The 17,124-nt window shown below is 74.5% G+C and carries 14 protein-coding genes; 4 read left to right on the forward strand and 10 right to left on the reverse strand.

From position 1 onward, the window contains the following. Positions 1–116: 116 nt before the first annotated feature. Positions 117–2,519, forward strand: coding sequence for a GH92 family glycosyl hydrolase (locus ABEA77_RS23545; RefSeq protein ID WP_345651055.1), 2,403 nt, complete (start codon positions 117–119; stop codon positions 2,517–2,519). A 126-nt stretch (positions 2,520–2,645) separates the two neighbouring features. On the opposite strand, the gene ABEA77_RS23550 is transcribed toward ABEA77_RS23545, so the two are convergent. The 8 genes from ABEA77_RS23550 to ABEA77_RS23585 form a co-directional block, all read right to left on the reverse strand. Further along, a complete protein-coding gene (locus tag ABEA77_RS23550; protein ID WP_345651058.1) occupies positions 2,646–3,737 on the reverse strand; it encodes an MSMEG_0565 family glycosyltransferase in 1,092 nt (363 codons plus the stop codon). Continuing rightward, positions 3,734–4,621, reverse strand: a complete 888-nt coding sequence (locus ABEA77_RS23555; RefSeq protein WP_345651061.1) for a carbon-nitrogen hydrolase family protein — start codon at positions 4,619–4,621, stop codon at positions 3,734–3,736. Before ABEA77_RS23555 ends, ABEA77_RS23550 begins: the two co-directional genes overlap by 4 nt. Before the next feature lie 16 nt (positions 4,622–4,637). After that, complete coding sequence (locus ABEA77_RS23560; RefSeq protein ID WP_345651064.1) at positions 4,638–5,498, reverse strand: carbon-nitrogen hydrolase family protein; 861 nt, start codon at positions 5,496–5,498, stop codon at positions 4,638–4,640. After that, positions 5,495–6,970 (reverse strand): MSMEG_0567/sll0787 family protein, encoded by a 1,476-nt coding sequence (locus ABEA77_RS23565; protein WP_345651067.1) that lies wholly within the window; start codon positions 6,968–6,970, stop codon positions 5,495–5,497. The genes ABEA77_RS23560 and ABEA77_RS23565 overlap by 4 nt, the downstream gene beginning before the upstream one ends. Before the next feature lie 7 nt (positions 6,971–6,977). Next, positions 6,978–8,087: an MSMEG_0568 family radical SAM protein gene (locus tag ABEA77_RS23570; protein ID WP_345651070.1), complete on the reverse strand. Its 1,110-nt coding sequence runs from the start codon at positions 8,085–8,087 to the stop codon at positions 6,978–6,980. Between the two features lie 10 nt (positions 8,088–8,097). Further along, on the reverse strand, positions 8,098–8,619 hold the full coding sequence (locus ABEA77_RS23575) for an MSMEG_0572/Sll0783 family nitrogen starvation response protein (RefSeq protein WP_345651073.1): 522 nt from the start codon (positions 8,617–8,619) through the stop codon (positions 8,098–8,100). Between the two features lie 70 nt (positions 8,620–8,689). Continuing rightward, entirely contained in the window at positions 8,690–9,505 is an 816-nt protein-coding gene (locus ABEA77_RS23580) for an amidohydrolase family protein (RefSeq protein WP_345651076.1), read from the reverse strand. A 14-nt stretch (positions 9,506–9,519) separates the two neighbouring features. Beyond that, positions 9,520–10,911: an MSMEG_0569 family flavin-dependent oxidoreductase gene (locus tag ABEA77_RS23585; RefSeq protein WP_345651078.1), complete on the reverse strand. Its 1,392-nt coding sequence runs from the start codon at positions 10,909–10,911 to the stop codon at positions 9,520–9,522. 642 nt (positions 10,912–11,553) lie between these two features. On the opposite strand from ABEA77_RS23585, the gene ABEA77_RS23590 reads away from it, so the two are divergent. Next, positions 11,554–12,783, forward strand: a complete 1,230-nt coding sequence (locus ABEA77_RS23590) for a serine hydrolase domain-containing protein (RefSeq protein WP_345651081.1) — start codon at positions 11,554–11,556, stop codon at positions 12,781–12,783. Positions 12,784–12,832: 49 nt separating this feature from the next. On the opposite strand, the gene ABEA77_RS23595 is transcribed toward ABEA77_RS23590, so the two are convergent. Together ABEA77_RS23595 and ABEA77_RS23600 are read right to left on the reverse strand one after the other, a co-directional pair. Beyond that, positions 12,833–13,621 (reverse strand): DUF305 domain-containing protein, encoded by a 789-nt coding sequence (locus tag ABEA77_RS23595; RefSeq protein WP_345651084.1) that lies wholly within the window; start codon positions 13,619–13,621, stop codon positions 12,833–12,835. A gap of 152 nt (positions 13,622–13,773) precedes the next feature. Beyond that, a complete protein-coding gene (locus ABEA77_RS23600) occupies positions 13,774–14,271 on the reverse strand; it encodes a DUF6153 family protein (RefSeq protein WP_345651086.1) in 498 nt (165 codons plus the stop codon). A 216-nt stretch (positions 14,272–14,487) separates the two neighbouring features. On the opposite strand from ABEA77_RS23600, the gene ABEA77_RS23605 reads away from it, so the two are divergent. Together ABEA77_RS23605 and ABEA77_RS23610 are read left to right on the forward strand one after the other, a co-directional pair. Further along, positions 14,488–15,354, forward strand: a complete 867-nt coding sequence (locus ABEA77_RS23605) for an SDR family NAD(P)-dependent oxidoreductase (RefSeq protein WP_345651089.1) — start codon at positions 14,488–14,490, stop codon at positions 15,352–15,354. A 237-nt stretch (positions 15,355–15,591) separates the two neighbouring features. After that, positions 15,592–17,046 carry a glycoside hydrolase family 18 protein gene (locus ABEA77_RS23610; RefSeq protein WP_345651091.1) on the forward strand — a complete coding sequence of 485 codons (1,455 nt, stop codon included), beginning with the start codon at positions 15,592–15,594 and terminating at the stop codon, positions 17,044–17,046. The last annotated feature ends 78 nt before the right edge of the window (positions 17,047–17,124 follow it).

The following is a 17,124-nucleotide window of genomic DNA, read 5'->3' on the forward strand; positions in this document are numbered from 1 at the left end:
GCTCCCGGTACACGGGACGGCATGGGGCTCTCGTGCGGGATCCGCCCGCACCCTTGACAGCGGCCGGTCGATGACGGAGGTTGACCCGGAGTCAGACAACGTTGTCAGAATCCAGCGTGGAGGCACAGACCGTGGACCGGGACCGACCTGAGAGCCGGCTGGACAGGCGCACGTTCCTCGCCGGGACGGGAGCGGGCGCGCTCGTCGCCCTCGGGGTGGGCGGCCAGGCGGAGGCAGCGGGATGGGCCGGGTCCGCCTCCCGCGCGGCGGCCACCGCGGCGACCGCGCGGCGCGCGACCGCGCCGGTGGATCTCGTCAACCCGCTCACCGGCGCGCTGACGACGTCCCCCGACACCGCCTGCGGCAAGACGTTCCCGGGCGCCGACACCCCGTTCGGCATGGTGCAGTTGAGCCCGGACACCGTCAGCGGCGGCGACAACGGCAGTGGCTACTCGGCCGACATGACGACGATCGAGGGCTTCAGCTTCCTCCATCTCGGCGGCATCGGCTGCTACGGCGACCTCGGCAACCTCCAGGTCATGCCGGAGACCGGCGACCTGGTCACCGGCAGGGACGCGGCCAAGAGCCCGTTCCGCAAGGAGACCGAGGTGGCGCGTGCCGGGTACTACGCCGTCGATCTCGACCGGTACAAGGTGCGCACCGAGCTGACCGCGGCGCGCCGCGCCGGCATGCTGCGGTTCACCTTCCAGGAGGCGGGCACCGGCCGGATCAAGGTCGACCTGGCGCGCCGCGTCGGCTTCGACGGCTCGCACTCGGTGGCGCAGGAGCTGCGGCTCGCCGACCCGTACACCGTCGAGGGCTCGATGCGGGCCGACCGCTCGGGCGGCGGCTGGATCTGCGGCAACGGCCCCGAGTACACGGTCTACTTCTCGATGCGCTTCCAGCGTCCCGTCGGCTCACTCGGCACCTGGGACGGCGACACGGTACACCGCGGTGCCGCGCAGCAGAGCAGCGCGAGCGACAGCGCCGGGTTCTTCGTGGAGTTCCCGGTGCGCGCCGGCCAGCGGGTGCTGGTGAAGGCCGGGGTCTCGTTCACGGGTGTCGAAGGCGCGCGGCGCAACCTGCAGGACTCGCTGCCCGGCTGGGACTTCGACGGCGCGCACGCCGCGGCCCGCGACGCCTGGGCGGGCGCACTCGGCAGGGTCGCGGTCCGGGGCGGTACGGACGCCCAGCGGGAGATCTTCTACTCGGCGCTCTACCACACCATGATCGACCCGCGGATCTCCGGCGACGCGGACGGCGCCTCGCGCTTCGGCGAGGGCCCCGTGCGGCACGACCCGTTCACGCAGCGGACGGTCTTCAGCGGCTGGGACGTCTTCCGCGGCGAGTTCCCGCTGCTCACGATCATCGACGAGCAGACGGTGAGCGACCAGGTCAACACTTTGCTCGCACTGACGGATTCGGGCGCGGTGAAGGGGCTGGCCCGCTGGGAGCTGCTCGGCACGGACACCGACACGATGGTCGGCGACCCCGCGGTGAACATCATCTCCGAGGCGTATGTGAAGGGGGTGCGCGGCTTCGACGTGGACAAGGCGTACGCGTACTGCCGCGACGTGGCACTCGGCCCGGCGGAGAAGTCCAACAGGAACGACTTCGAGAACTGGACGCGGCTCGGCTACTGCGTCGACACGAGCCTGTCGAAGACGCTGGAGAACGCGTACGCGGACTACGCGCTGGCCCGGTTCGCCGAGGCGACAGGACGGCACGCGGACGCGCGGCGCCTGGACGGCACGTCGCGCAACTACCGCAACGTCTTCAGCAAGGACGTGGGCTGGTTCAGGGGCCGCAACGCGGACGGCTCGTGGATGGGCGACCAGGACGGGTGCGTGGAGTCCAACCCGGACCAGCAGGGCTGGTACGTGCCGCACGACGTGCCCGGCCTGATCGAACTCCTCGGCGGCCGCGACGCGTTCGTCTCCCGGCTCAACGGCATGTTCGAGCGGACCCCGCCGGACGAGATGATGAAGTGGAACGACGCGTACAACCACTCCAACGAACCGGTGCACCAGATGGCGTTCACGTTCGTGCACGCGGGCGCGCCCTGGCTGACGCAGAAGTGGTCGCGGTACGTGTGCGAGTACGCGTACGCCACGGGACCCGCGGGCCTCGCGGGCAACGACGACTGCGGGCAGATGTCCGCGTGGTACGTGCTCGCGGCGTCCGGCTTCTATCCGGTGGCCCCGGCGAGCGGCGTGTACGCCCTGGGGAGCCCGCTGTTCGACGAGGCGGTGTTCACCACGAGCCGCGGTACGCGCTTCACGGTGGAGGCGCGGCACAATTCGGCGGCGAACATGTACATCCGCTCGGCGCGGCTCAACGGGCGGGTGCTGAACCGGGCGTGGATCACCCACGAGGAGATCGTGTCGGGCGGGCGGCTGACGCTGGTGATGGGGTCGGAGCCCGACAAGGAGTGGGGCAGCGACCCGCGGCAGGCGCCGCCGTCGCGCACCCGTCCGGTGCCGCCCGCCCACCCGGCCCACGGCGGCCACCGAGGCTGATCGCGACGGCGGGATCCCAGGCCCCGGCGGTCGGTCGGAGCCCTGGACCGCCGCCCGGACGGGCGGCCGGGGGCCCGGTCAGGCGGTCAGGCGGTCAGGCGGTCAGGCGGTCAGGCGGTCAGGCGGTCAGGCCAGCTTCTCGTAGAGGGCGAGGTGGCTCAGGGCCGCCGCGCGCCAGGTGTGGCGGGCGGCGAGCCGGCGGCCCGCGAGGCGGCGCCCCGCCCGGTCCTGGTCCTCCGGGTCGACCGCGGCGGCGAGTTCGCGGGCGAGGGCGGCGGGATCCGCGGCGAAGCGCGCGGCGTCGCCGAACACCTCGCGCAGCACGGGCAGGTCGCGGACGACCAGGGGCACGCCGGCGGCGAGCGCCTCCATCGCGGCGAGTCCGAAGCCCTCCTTGAGCGAGGGGAAGGCGAACGCCTCGGCCGCCGCGACCAGGGGCGGCAGGTCGTCCTCCGGCACGGGGCCGAGAACGGTGGGCGCCACGTCGAGCGCGCGGGCCCTGCGCTCCCAGCGGGCGCGGTAGTCCCGGTAGTCGAAGAGGGTCTCGCCGCCCGCGACGACGAGCCGCAGCGACGGGTCGTGCTCCAGCAGCAGCGCGTACGCCTCCAGCAGGTCGAGCGAGCCCTTGCGGGGTTCGATGCCGCCGACCGTGAGGATGTAGCGGCCGTGCTGTGCGCGCCTGCGGGCGCGGGCCGCCGGGTCGGTGGTGGCGAAGCGCTCGTAGGCGACGCCGTTGGGGATGACGGCGGCCTCGATGCCCCAGCCCGCGCGCAGTTCGTCGGCGACGGAGCGGGAGACGCAGACATGGGCGTACGGCTCGACGAGGGCGCGCTCGTGGCAGGCGGCGAGTTCGGGCGTGGTGAAGTGGTCGATGTGGTGGACGGTGCGCACGCAGCGGCCGGCCGCGCCCGCGCTGATGCAGTCCTGCGCGTGGACGATGTCGTACCCGCGGGCGTGCGGCGCGAACGCGTCGCGGAGCGTGTCGATGGAGCGCAGCACCCGCTCCCCCACGGTCTCCTCCGCGCCGCCGGGGGCGAAGGGGACGACGCGGGTGCGCACGGCCGGGTCGACCCGCCGGTAGAAGCCGTGGTCGCCGTCGCGGCCGAGCGTCCACACGGTGACGTCCTGTCCGGTGCGGGCGAGCGCCTCGGCCAGCGCAAGGGTGTGCACCACGCCGCCGCGCGGCTTGGTGGAGTAGCTGAGCAGGGCCACCTTCATACGGGCCGTCCGGTGCGGTAGGCGGCAGGGCGCAGTTCGTCGATGTGGCTGAGGATGCGGCGGGCGCGGTCGATCTCGGCGGCCACGTCGAGCTCGGCGACGGCGAGCCCGGCCTTGGACCAGGTGCGGGCGAGGATGTCGCCGCCGGGCCCGACCACCTTGGCCTGGCCGAGGAAGCGCATGCCGCCCATGGCCCCGGTCTGGTTGGCGGAGGCGAGGACGACCTGGTTCTCCGCGGCGCGCGCCTGGTCGTACAGGTCGAAGAGGCGTGCCTGGCGGTCCTGGGCGAGGCGGGGCGCCCGGTTGGTGAGGCTGGTGGGCCACGCGGAGAGGCAGGCGAGTACGGTCGCGCCGTCGAGGGCGAGGCTGCGGGCCGACTCGGGGAACGTCTTGTCGTAGTCGATGAGCATGCCCATGCGGCCGATGGGGGTGTCGAACGCCTCGAAGCGGTCGCCCGGCGTGTAGGCGACCGTCTCCCCCGCCGGGAGGTGGACCTTGCGGTGGCGGCCGAGCACGCCGTCGCCGCTGACGCACACGGCGGAGTTGTGGCGGGCGGCGCCCGCCGCCTCGCAGTAGCCGACACACACCACCATCTCCCGTGCGAGGCGGGCGATCTCGTGGATGAGCGGGTCGTCGGGCTTGAGTGCTTCCGGCAGCGCGTCCGGGTCGGGGCGGCGCAGGTCGGCGAGGTAGCCGCCGAGCGCGGCGTCCGGCAGGACGAGGAGGTCGGTGCCGTGGTCACGGGCGTCGGAGACGATCTTGCCGATGCGCGCGAGGTCGAAGTCGAGGTCACGGCCGAAGTGGGCCGCCGCGGCGGCGATCCGTACGGTGCCGGGCGGTCTGGGGCCGCGCGGGGCGCGGCCGGGGGCGGCTCTGCTGTCCATGGGGCGGTCCTCGGGCTCAGGCGCGGGCGGGCGCGGGCAGCGACAGGGGCGGATAGGCGTCGGGGCGCCGGTCGCGGAGGTGGCCCATGGCGCGGCGGGCCGTGGTGAGGGCGTCGTCCACGTCGAGTTCGGCGACGGCGAGTCCCGGACCCGTCCCGGTGTCGGCGAGGACGTCGCCACCGGGGTCGACGACCTTGGCGCCCGCGACGAACCGCAGCGAGCCGAAGGTGCCCGCCTGGTTGGCGGAGAGCCACACCATCTGGTTCTCCAGCGCGCGGGCCCGGTCGAACAGGTCGAAGCGGCGCTTCCAGCGGTCCTGCGCGAGGTCGGCGGCCGGGCGGGTCCGCGCGCCCGGCCAGGCCGAGATGCAGACGCCGATGCGGGCCCCGTCCAGGGCGAGGGCACGGGCGGCCTCGGGGAACGCCTTGTCATAGCAGATCATCATGCCGATCCGGCCGACGGGCGTGTCGAAGGCGTCGAAGCGGTCTCCCGACGCGTAGGAGGCGTTCTCGCCGAGCGGCTGGTGCACCTTGCGGTGGTTGGCGAGCACGCCGTCGCCGGTGACGCAGACAGCGCTGTTGTAGCGCTGTCCGCCGTCGGCCTCGCAGTACCCGGCGATCACGGTCATCTCCCGGGCGAGCGCGGCGAGCCGCCGGATCTCGGGCCCGTCCTGGTCGAGCGGCGGCGGTCCCGCGTCGCCCGCGCCGTCCGGTGTGTCCAGGCTGAGCAGGTAGCCGCCGAGACATGCCTCGGGCAGGGCGAGCAGCCGTACGCCGCGCTCCCGGGCCTCGGCGATGACGGCGGCCACGGTGGCGAAGTCGGCCTCCAGGTCGCGGCCGTACGCGGCGGCGGACGCCGCCATGCGCAGAGTGGTCATGCGGTCCCCATTCCGGTCACCGCTGCGGTGACTGCTTCGGTGATCTCTCCGTCGGGCCAGCGCAGCCCGACGCCTTCTCCACTGGTCAGTTCGCCGCACTCGGCGCTCGTCGCGGGGCCCGCGGGCAGGGCGCGGGACCGCTCGGGCGTTTCGGTGGTGAGCATGGCGTAGCCGGGGAAGCAGGTGAGCCAGTCCCCGGCGGTGGCGGCGGGCGGCCTCGGCACGTTGGCGACGTCGAGCACGGCGCGGCAGCCCCCGGCCTCGGCGAGCATGCCGAGGGTCCCGACGACGCCCGCCATGGAGACGTCCTTGGCGGCCGCGGGCGCCGCCGCGGCCACCGCGCCGAGCATGGCGGTGAGTTCCGCTGTGGTGCGGCGGGTGGTGGAGTCCCACTGGCGGCCGTGGTAGCCGGGGCGCCAGCCGCCGCCGAGGTCGGCGGTGAGCCGGACGCGGTGCCCGGGGCGCCCGCCGCCGCCGGGCACGGGCCGGGCGGCGCGGCCGAGCGCGGTGACGCTCAGCGCGGCGGGCACGCCGAGCTGGGTGTGGCCGCCGAGCACGGGCACGCCGTACGCGGCGGCGGCGCGGGCGAGCCCGCCGAGCAGGCGCCGGGCGTGCGGCAGGTCCGGCGCGGCGACGGCGTCGAGCAGCCCGGCGGGCCGTGCGCCCATCGCGGCCAGGTCGTTGAGGTTGACCAGGACGGAGCACCAGCCGGCCCAGTCGGGGTCGCGCTCGGCGAGCGCGGGCAGGATGGCATCGCAGGCGGCGACGAGACCGCCGCCCCCGGGTACGGGCGCGCCGTCGTCGCCGACGTATCCGGGGCCGCCGAGGGTGCCGGGCGGGCCGTCCGCGAGCGCGGAGAGCAGGTCCCCCAGGGGCCCCTTGGCCGCGGTGACGAGCGCCTGGACGCGGCCGACGGGGTGGCGCATCAGGACGTGCGGGCGGCCCGCGACCGTCACCGGGCGCACGCTGCGCCAGCCGAGGCGGGTGAACAGCGTCTCGTTGGCGGCCTGGACGGTCGCGTCGAACCGCAGGGCTCCCGCGGCCTCGGCGCGGGCGCAGGCGGCGCGCACGAGGGCGGCGCCGATGCCGCCGCGGTGCCGGGCGCCGGGGTGGACAGCGAGTCTGCCGCCGGCCCACCAGCCGATGTCCGCGCCGCCGTGCGCCGGTCCGAGGCGCACGCCGCCGAGTACCGCGCCCGACGGATCGCGGGCGACGAGGCTGAGGGTGCGCGGATCGTCGTCGTGCTCGTCGCGGTCGTGCCGGTCGAACAGGCCCTGTTCGGTGACGAACACGTCGTGCCGCAGCCGCCGGTAGGCGCCGAGGGCCGCGGGGTCCGCGGCCTCCTCGACGTGGAAGGCGGGCGGTGCGCTCCGCCGCGCGGTGAGGGTGCTGTGGTCGCCGAGCAGGGCCAGGATGTCCTGCGGCGGGGCCGCCTTGGGCAGCGGCGGGGGGCCGCCGTCGAGTGTGGTCACGGCGCGCTCACCCGCCCGCCGTGGACAGGACGCCGCAGGCGCCGCAGGCCGCGCAGCCCGCGCCCTGGTCGGCGCCGCGCATGCCGGCGGCGCGCAGCTTCGCGGCGACGGCGGCGGTGACGCGGGCCAGCAGGTCCGCGTCGGGTGCGGTGGCTCCGTCGCGGGCCGCGAGGGTGCCGCGCATGGGACGGAAGGGCACGACGAACGGGTAGACGCCCCGGTCGACGAGTCGGCCCGCGCCCTCGATCAGCTCGTCGGGATCCTCGCCGAGTCCGACGAGGAGGTAGGTGGAGACGCGGTTGCGGCCGAAGACGCGGACCGCCTCGTCCCACGCCTCCTCGTAGGCGGCGAGCGGCACGCTCGCCTTGCCCGGCATCCACCGCCTGCGCACGTCCTCGTCGAGCGATTCGACGTGGATGCCGATGGCGGTGGCGCCCGCTTCGCGGAGTTCGGTGATCCAGCGGAGGTCGGCGGGCGGTTCGCACTGGACCTGGACAGGCAGTCCGGGCACGGCGCCGAGTACGGCGCGCACGGACCTGGCGAGGGCGCGGGCGCCCCGGTCGGGCCCGGTGGTGGTGCCGGTGGTCATCACCATCTGCCGTACGCCGTCGAGCCGTACGGCGGCCTCGGCGACCTCGGCGAGCTGCGCCGGGGTCTTGGCCGCCACGGTGGCTCCCGCGCGCAGGGACTCCTCGATGGTGCAGAAGCGGCAGCGGTCGCTCTCGGCGTAGCGCATGCAGGTCTGCACGACGGTGGTGGCGAGGACGTCGGTGCCGTGCAGCCTGGCGATGTGCTCGTAGGGGACGCCGTCTGCGGTGGCGAGGTCGTAGAACCGGGGCCGGCGTACGGGGGTCAGGGTCAGGCCGGTGTCGTCCTCACCGAGCCAGACCCTGCCGTCCCGTACGGCGTAGGGGCTCGCCGGGTCGATGGGCAGGGCGGCGCCCACACCGTCGACGCGTACATGGCCGTCGTCGCTCGGTCCCGCTCCGTCGGGACGCCTCAGGGGGGTGTCCGTACTGATCCCGCGCAGGGCGAGGTCGGCGCGGGTCAGGATGCGGACGTCCACGGGGTTCGCGTGCTGTGCGGCCTCGGGGGCCGTTCCGGTGTCGGCGCTCACCGCGTACCTCCTACAGCTGGTAGGTCGAGTTGATGATGGCGCCCTTGCGCGCGTAGTGGATCAGCGCGTCCTGGACGTCGAGCGGGTGGGTGGGGATGACTCCTTCGATGAGGTCCTCCTCGCGGGCGCCGTGCAGGGAGAGGCCGAAGCGGCAGCAGTAGACCTTGCCGCCCTCGGCGATGAAGGTCTTGAGCTGGTTGTTGATGTTGTGCTCGCCGGGGAACGCGGAGTTGCCGGTGGTCGGGAAGCCGCGGGTGGCGAGGCAGTTGAGCGAGCCGGGGCCGTAGAAGTAGATGGCGGTCTCGAAGCCCTTGCGCAGGGCGCGGGTCGCCTGGAGTACGGCCACGAAGCTCACGGAGGACTCGTGGGCGATGCCGTGCACGAGGGTGAAGTAGGTCTCGCCGTCCTCGGCCTTGTAGTCGGGGAAGACCTTGGTGGTGCCGTAGATCGTGGAGCCCTCGGGCAGGGAGGGGTGGGCGATCTCGGTGAGCGACTTCTGCTCAACCTCGGTGAGCTCGGCGGTCTCTGACATGGTGGGTCTCCTCGGTGTGGTGGGTGCAAGGACGGGCAGTGGGGAGGGGTGGTCTGGGGGTTGGGCCCGGTCAGTCGTAGAGGTCGGCGAACGTGGTGCGGAAGACGCGGCGGGCGAGCTCGCCGTCGCCCACGGCCGCGGCCATGCGGGCGTGTTCGCCCGCGAAGTCGCCCCACGGCTGGTCGCTGGCGAACAGCACCCGGTCGTGGCCGCTGCCGCGCCGCTCGATCTCCCGGGCGAGCCAGTAGGGGGCGAAGCCGATGGCCCAGGACAGGTCGGTGTACACCTGCCTGCCTTCGGCGATCCAGTCGAAGAAGCGGGAGCCGACGAGCTTGATGTGGCCGCTCATGCCGCCGCCGAAGTGCACGAGGTGCAGCCGTACCCGGTCGGCGTACCACTCGACGAGCCGGCCGACCTGGTCGATGTCGGAGGCGGCGCCCGGCGAGGTGTGGATGTGGACGACGAGTCGGTGGGTCTCGGCGGTGGCGAAGATGCGGTCGAGCTGGGGGCGGCAGGCCGGTTCTGTGGGGTGGCCGCCGAGCAGGAAGCTGAGCTTGAGGGCGCGTACGCCGTCCTCGCCGGCGAGGGCGAGGGCCTGTTCGGTGCGCTCGGCGTCCTCCGGCCGGGGCGACACCCACAGGGCGGCGCGCAGCCGGTCGTCGGACTGGGCTGCTTCCAGGGCGAGTTCGTTGAAGGTGAAGGCGACGGACGGGTCGGGCACGCCGTAGTTGGGCAGGACGAGCGCGCGTTCCGTGCCCTCGCGGTCGAGGTCGGCGAGGAGTTCCTTGACGGTGGCTCGCGCGGTGGTGTCGGGGTGGACCGGGGGGCCGCCGTAGAACGGGTAGGCGGGCAGGACGCCGATGTGGCGATGTGCGTCGTGGTGCATGGCGGTGTGTCCTCTCAGCCCACGGGGAGCGCGGCGGACAGGGCGGTGGGGGCGCCGGTGAGCGCGCCGCACACGTCGGCCACGCGCCGGGAGGCGTCGATGTGCCCCGCGAGGAAGGCGGCGTCGCGGCCGACGGCCTCGAAGCGTCCCGAGCCCCAGGTGTGCTGCCAGGGCAGGCCGATGAAGTAGAGGCCCGGCCTGCTGGTGATGCCGCGCCGGTGCATCGGGTAGCCGCGGCCGTCGAAGACGGGCACCTCGATCCAGCGGTGGTCGCGGGTGAAGCCGGTGGCCCACACCACGGTGCTGATACCGGCGCTCCCGAGGTCGAGCGCGGTGTGCGGGGACGCGGGGGTGCCGGGGGGCGCGGGTTGCCACACCGGTGTGTAGCGGGGTTCGGTGGGGGCGTCGATGCCGAACGCGTCGATGTGGGCGTCGATGGAGTCCTTGATGGACTCGGCGACGGCGTCGGCGTGGTCGAGGTGTTCGGCGAGGTCGTCGGCGAAGGCGAGCGAGCTGCCGTCGACGCCGGTGAGGCGTCCGTACAGCCGCATGCCGTCGCGGGCGAAGGCCCGCAGGTCGATGTCGCGACCGCCGTCGCGCCCGGTGACGTAGTGGTTTGCGCGCATCCGCACGGCGTCGCTGTCGGGGAAGGAGTCGACGGTCTTCTCGTAGTGGCCCATGGCGTCGAGCCAGGCGACGCAGTCGCGGCCGCGGTAGGCGCGGGCGACGCGGGGGGCGCTGCCCACGGCGAGGTGGACCTCACGGCCCGCGAGGTGGAGGTCCTCGGCTATCTGGCAGCCGGACTGGCCGGTGCCGACGACCAGGACGGCGCCCTCGGGCAGGTCGTGCGGGTTGCGGTACTCGGAGGAGTGCAGCTGGTGCACGGCCGCGGGCAGCCGCTCGGCGAGGCGGGGCACGGCGGGGCGGTGGTAGGGGCCGGTCGCGACGACCACTTGGTCGGCGGTGAACTCTCCTGCGGTGGTGCGTAGTTCATAGGGACCGTGGGCGCCGTGGCGCAGCCGGGTGACGGTCACGCCCTCGGCCACGGGCGGCTGGAAGCGCGCCGCGTACTCCTCCAGGTAGCGGACGATCTCGTCGCGCACCATGAAGCCGTCGGGGTCGTCGCCCCGGTAGGGGTGTCCTGGCAGTCGGCACTGCCAGTTCGGTGTGACGAGGCAGAAGGTGTCCCACCGCCGGGTGCGCCACTCGTGGCCGATGCGGTGGGACTCCAGGACGACATGGCCGATGCCGCGCTCCCGCAGGCAGTAGCTGACGGACAGGCCCGCCTGTCCGCCGCCGACGACGGCGACGGGGTGGTGGGAGCCGGGGGCCGGGGTGTACGGGGCCGCCGGTTTCGACGGCTGGAGCGCGGCAGCGGGTGTGCCGATGGTCGTGGAGTCGGGCATGCGCCACCTCCGGGCGGGATTCCGGGGCGGGCCGCCGGGGCAGGTGCCCGGTGGCCTCAGTACCGCTTACGGCCACTACTTCACCGGCGGCAGATTTCGGAATGAAGTCTTCCGGAATAAACACGGGTTGCCGTCGGCGAGGTCGTGTCACAGCCGTGTTCCGCCGTGCTGACACCACGTCTGCCTGTTGGCCTGCGCGCCCGGCGGACCGGTGCCGACCGGTCGCGTCCCGCACGCCCCCCGGCCGCGGCGCCGCCCCGGTGCTCGGGGACGGCCGCGCCGGGACGGCCGCTGGGACGACCGCGCCCGGCCGCCGCACCGCTCGGGGGGGGGCCGCTTCGGACGACCGGTCCCGGGACGGCCGCGGCCAGCCGCCGCGCCGCTCCCGCGCCAGCCGCTCGAAGGCCCTGGGTCTGCTGGGCGTACAGCAGCTCCCTGATCAGCTCGGCGCACTCGCGGGGTCCCGCCGGTCTGCCCGGCGAACCGGTGCGGTACCACCGCGTTCCGTGGCGGCACCCCACCCGCCTGGTGGGCCTTGCCGCAGGTGGCGCGGGGTGGCAGGCTGCCACGGTCCAGGGGCGCAGCCGCCACGCGGGACGGCGGAGGCGAGGCGTCCCGCGCGGCGCTACAAGGAGGCGGCACATGGCGGATTTCGGGGTGGAGGCCGAGGCCGGAGAGCTCGGCTTCGACCAGGAGCGGCTGGCGCGCATCGACCGGTACTTCCGGCCGTACGTGGACGACGGCAGGCTGCCGGGCTGGCTGATCACGGTGAGCAGGGGCGGGCGCCTCGTACACCTGTCCACGTACGGCCACCGGGACGTGGAGTCGGGCCGCCCGGTGGAGCCCGACACGCTCTGGCGCTGGTACTCGATGACGAAGCCGGTCACCTCGGTGGCCGCGATGATGCTGTACGAGGAGGGGGCGCTCCAGCTCACGGACCCGGTGGAGCGGTTCATCCCGTCGTTCGCCGGCCTCAGGGTGTTCGCTGGCGGCAGCGACCTCCAGCCGGTGACGGTGCCCCTCGCCAGGCCGATGACGGTGTGGCACCTCCTCACCCACACCGCGGGCCTCACCTACGGCTTCCTGCGGGCGCACCCCGTCGACGCCATGCTGCGCGCCCGGGGGTTCGAGTGGGGGACGCCCGAGGGGTTCACGCTCGCCGACTCGTGCGACGCGTGGGCCGGGATCCCGCTGCTGTTCCAGCCGGGCGCCGAGTGGAACTACTCGCTCGCCACCGACGTGCTCGGCCGGGTGGTCGAGGTGGCGTCTGGGCAGAGCCTCGACGCCTTCTTCCGCACCCGGATCTTCGAGCCGCTCGGTATGAAGGAGACCGGTTTCCACGTCCCCGAGGAGCGGGCCGACCGGCTCGCGTCGCTGTATGTGCGGGGGCCGGGCGGGGTGCTCAGCAGGACGGGCACCTCGGGCAGGGCGCAGACGCCGCCCGCTCACCTCTCGGGCGGCGGTGGGCTGATCGGCCCGGCGTCCGACTACCATCGCTTCACCCGGATGCTGCGCGGACGCGGCGCGGTGGACGGGGTACGGCTGCTCGGCTCGCGGACGGTCGACCACATGGCGCGCAACCAACTGCCGGGCGGCGCCGACCTGGAGGGCTTCGGCCGGCGGCTGTTCGCCGAGACAGCGTTCGAGGGCACGGGCTTCGGCCTCGGCTTCTCCGTCGTCACGGACCCGGTGGCCCTGCACGGGCTCGCCTCGCGCGGCGAGTACGGGTGGGGCGGGGCGGCGAGCACCGCCTTCTGGGTGGACCCCCGTGAGGACATCACCGTGTCGTTCTTCACGCAGCTGATGCCGTCGAGCACGTACCCCATCAGGGCGTACCTGCGGAGCCTTGTCCGGCAGGCGCTCGTGGACTGAGGGTGCCGCGGGGCGCACCGGGGAACCGGGGCGCCCCGCGGGACCGTCCTCAGTGGCGGCCGGACGCGTCGTCCATGCCGTGCATGCCCGGTGTGTCGTGCAGGTCGTGGGAGTCGCGCAGGCCGTGGGTGCCCTGCGTGTTGTCCGTGGCCGGTGCGGTGTGCGCCGGATGCCCGTCGCCGAGCAGCGCGTGCATCCGCGCGATCTCGGCGCCCTGGGACGCCTCGATCGACGCCGCGAGTTTCCTCGCCGGGGCGTACACACCGCCGGAGCGCTCGGCGCGCGCCATCGCGAGGGCGCCCTGGTGGTGGCCGATCATCATCGTCAGGAACGCCCTGTCGAACGCCTGGCCCCGCAGCCGCCGCAGGGCGGCCATGTCGTCCTCCCCCATCGTGCCGGTCATCCCCGCCGTGCCACCGCGGCCGGGCGGCGTGGCCGTGGGCGACTGGCCGGCATTCCAGGCGGTGAGCCAGCCGGTCATGAGGGTGATCTCCGGCCGCTGTGCGGCCCGGACGCGCGCGGCGAGCGTGCGCACGGCCGCGCTGCCCGCCCGGCCCGGTGCCAGGGCGGCCATCGCGAGGGCCTGCCGGTGGTGCGGGATCATCGCCTGCGCGAAGGCGGTGTCCTGGGTGTTGTGCGGCCCGGGGCTCGCGGGCGCCGAAGGGCCGCCGGTCGCAGGGGCGCCGCCGTCCGTCTGCGCGGTGCCGCCGCAGGCGGCGAGGGCTAGCACGGCGAGCGCGGCTGCCGAGGCGGCGCGGGACGCGCCGCGGGGGCGGGCGGCCGGGGCCGCCGTGGTCTTCGTGGTCTTCGTGGTCTTCGTGGTCATGGTTCCGGTCATGCTGGTGCGACTCCTGGTACGGGTCTGCGGATCTGCGTACGGGCGGTCAGGGGTGCCCACGGCGACGGCGTCCCCGAGGGGAGCGCCGGAGTGCCGTGGGCGCGTCCGGGGCGCGGCACGGACGCGCGGAGGCCGTGCCGGGCGGGCGCGTCCTAGATCCGCAGGAGTTGGAGTTCGCTCAGGTCAGGCGGTGCCCGGCACTCGGCCGCCGCTGACGCGGGGCCTGCGGGGGCGGCTGAGCCGCGGGCCGGGGCGGCGTGGACGGCCGGAGCCGGAGCGGGCGGCACGTATCCGGCGGCGACGGCGTCGGCGAGGCACATGGTCGCCGCGTGCCCGTGCCCGCCCTCCGCGCCGCCACCGCACGGCGCGGGCCCGCGGCCGGTCGCGGGCCGGGCCTCCCAGGACCCCGCGGGCCCGTACGGGCCCCCTTCGCGGACGGCCGGGCGGTGCGGACCGCCCGTGCCGGCCGCGGGCCGTGCACCGGCGGTGGGTGCGGCCATGCCGGCCGTACCGCCCGGGAGATGGCGCCCGACGTCCACCCGCATCGGCAGTCCGTGCATGGCGAGGACGCCGACGAGCAGGGCCAGGACCAGCAGGCCGCGCGCCCCGGCCGCGCGGGGCGGCGGAAGGGACGAGCCGGTCACTGGCATGCGCGCCATCGTAAGGGGCGCGCGACGGGCACACCGGAGTTGCGCGAGCCGCGCCGCGCGCTGTCTGTGCCACTCCCGAGCGGCGCCTCCCGGCCAAGGGGCCGCCCCGGCGGGCGGGCCCGTCGCGGACCGCCTGGTCCCGGTCATGGTGGATCATCGGGCGTGTACGGGGCAGGACAGGTCCGGAACACCGGCCACGGAGAACAGGAGCAGGGTGTGAGCGGCGAACGCGGCGGTGGCGGAGTGCGGAGCGTGCTGGAGCGGACCGGGACCGCGGTGGTGACGGGCGCGTCGTCCGGCATCGGATTCACGTACGCGCAGCGGCTCGCGGCACTCGGCTGGGACCTGGTGCTCGTGGCCCGGCGTGCCCAGCGGCTCGCGCTGCACGCGCGGCGGCTCCGCTCCGCGCACGGCGTGCGGGTGGAGGAGCTGCCCGCCGACCTCTCGGAGCCCGAGGGGCTCGCCACCGTGGCCGCCCGGGTCGGCCACGACGATGTGGACCTGCTGGTCAACAGCGCGGCCATCAACGGATACGGGCCGTTCGCCGAGGCCGACCCCGCCCTGCTCGCCAAGGTGGTCACGCTCAACGTGACGGCGCTGACGGGCCTGAGCCGCGCCGCCCTCCCGGGGATGCTGGCGCGCCGCCGGGGAGCCGTCGTCAACGTGGCGTCGACACTCGCGTTCGCCGGAAGCCTCCCGCCGTCGCCCGGCGGTCTGCCGCAGCGCGCGGTGTACGGCGGGACGAAGGGGTTCGTCGTCACCTTCACGCGCACGCTCGCGGCGGAGCTGGCGCAGGCGCCGGTCCACGTCCAGCTGCTCTGCCCGGGTCTGACCGCCACCGAGTTCCACCTCACTCGCGGCGAGGAGCCCGTGGCCGGCGACACCCCGCGGGTGCACGACGCGGGCGGCATGCCCGTCGAGGACGTGGTGGCCGCGTCCCTCGCCGCGCTGCGCACTGGCGAGACGGTCTGTGTGCCGGGCCTTGAGGAGGGCGCGGCGGTCGACCGCCTGACCGCGGCCGAGCTGGAGCTCCGCACGGCGACCGGCGCGTCCCTCGCGCCGCGCTACCGTGACGGCGCCTGAGCGCCGGTGTGGTTTCCGCCAGGACGCGTGGGCCCCGTCTCGTGCGTCCGTACGAGACGGGGCCCGCGTCCCCGGTGTCGATCTTTAACCGTCCCCGATGGGTTCCTTAAGCGGACCCTAAGAAACTCAACGACCGCCCGTTAGGGCGGTTTCGGCCCGTCGGGCGGGGCTAGCGTGCTGGCCCGTGGAACGGCACCGTTCCCCTCACACTCCCCGCAACGCAGAGGCAGAGACGCGATGGGCAACCACACACACCGCCGCACGGTGACCCGCAGGACGAAGGCGATCGCAGCCGTGGTCGCCGCGGGCGTGATCGGCGGCGCCGCGTTCGCCGTCGCCGGCACCGCGAGCGCCGCCACGACGGGGGCCGCGTACACGAGGACGGCGGCCTGGGACGGCGGCTACACCGGCCAGTACGTCGTCAGGAACGCCACGGACAAGACGGTCTCCGGCTGGACGCTGGAGTTCGACCTGCCCGCGGGCACCGCCATCAGCTCACTGTGGAACGGCACGCACACCGTCAGCGGGCGCCATGTCACGGTCAAGCCGGAGAGCTGGAACAAGGACATCGCGCCCGGCGGGTCCGTCACCGTGGGCTTCGTGACCTCCTCGTCGGGGAAGGCCGCCGACCCGACCTCCTGCCTGATCGACTCGGCGAAGTGCTCCGTGGACGACGGCGCGGCCCCGCAGCCGAGCGGGCGGCCCTCCGAGCAGCCCGCACCGCCCGCGACGACGCCGCCCGCCGCCGACCCGTCAGGACCGGCGACGGCGCCGCCCGCCGGCAGCGCGCCCGAGGCCGCGGACGCGGGCTTCGCGCCGTACGTCGACACGTCGCTCTACCCGGCCTACGACCTGCTCGACACCGCCTCGAAGACGGGGGTGAACACCTTCAACCTGGCGTTCGTCACCTCGGGCGGCGGCTGCGACCCGAAGTGGGGCGGCGGCAGCCCCGTCGACGACTCGGGGGTGGCGGGCCAGATCGGCGCGCTGCGCGACAAGGGCGGCGACGTGCGCGTCTCGTTCGGCGGCGCGTCCGGCACCGAGCTGGCCGCCGCCTGCTCGTCCGCCTCGGACCTCGCGTCGGCGTACGGGAAGGTCATCGACCAGTACAAGCTGACGAAGGTCGACTTCGACGTGGAGGGCGCGGCCCTTCCCGACACCGCGGCCAACACGCGCCGAGCGCAGGCGATCGCGCAGCTCCAGAAGTCCCACCCCGGCCTGCAGGTGTCGTTCACCCTGCCGGTGCTTCCCGAGGGGCTGACCCAAGCGGGCGTGGATCTCGTGGCGAACGCCGAGGACAACGGCGTGAAGGTCTCCGCGGTCAATGTGATGGCGATGGACTACGGCGCCTCGTACAGCGGCGACATGGGCCAGTACGCGATCCAGGCGGCCACCGCGACGCAGGCGCAGATCAAGGGCGTGCTGGGGCTGTCGGACGACGCCGCGTGGAAGGCCGTCGCCGTCACGCCGATGATCGGCGTGAACGACGTGAACACCGAGAAGTTCACCGTCGACGACGCGAAGGAGCTGGCGGACTTCGCCTCCTCGAAGCACCTCGCCTGGCTCTCGATGTGGTCGGCGGCCCGCGACACGGCGTGCGCGGGCGGCGCCAAGGACTCGGCGGACCCGACGTGCAGCTCGATCGAGCAGCAGCCGCTGGACTTCACGAAGGCGTTCGCCGCCTACAAGTGACGGCCCCGGCCCGGTCGCGGCCCGGTGACTGCCGCCGTCCGCCCCGCGGGCACCGCGTAGGGTGAACGGCGGCAAGGC

It is taken from the genome of Streptomyces tremellae (genome assembly GCF_039540215.1).
Lineage (GTDB): Bacteria > Actinomycetota > Actinomycetes > Streptomycetales > Streptomycetaceae > Streptomyces > Streptomyces tremellae.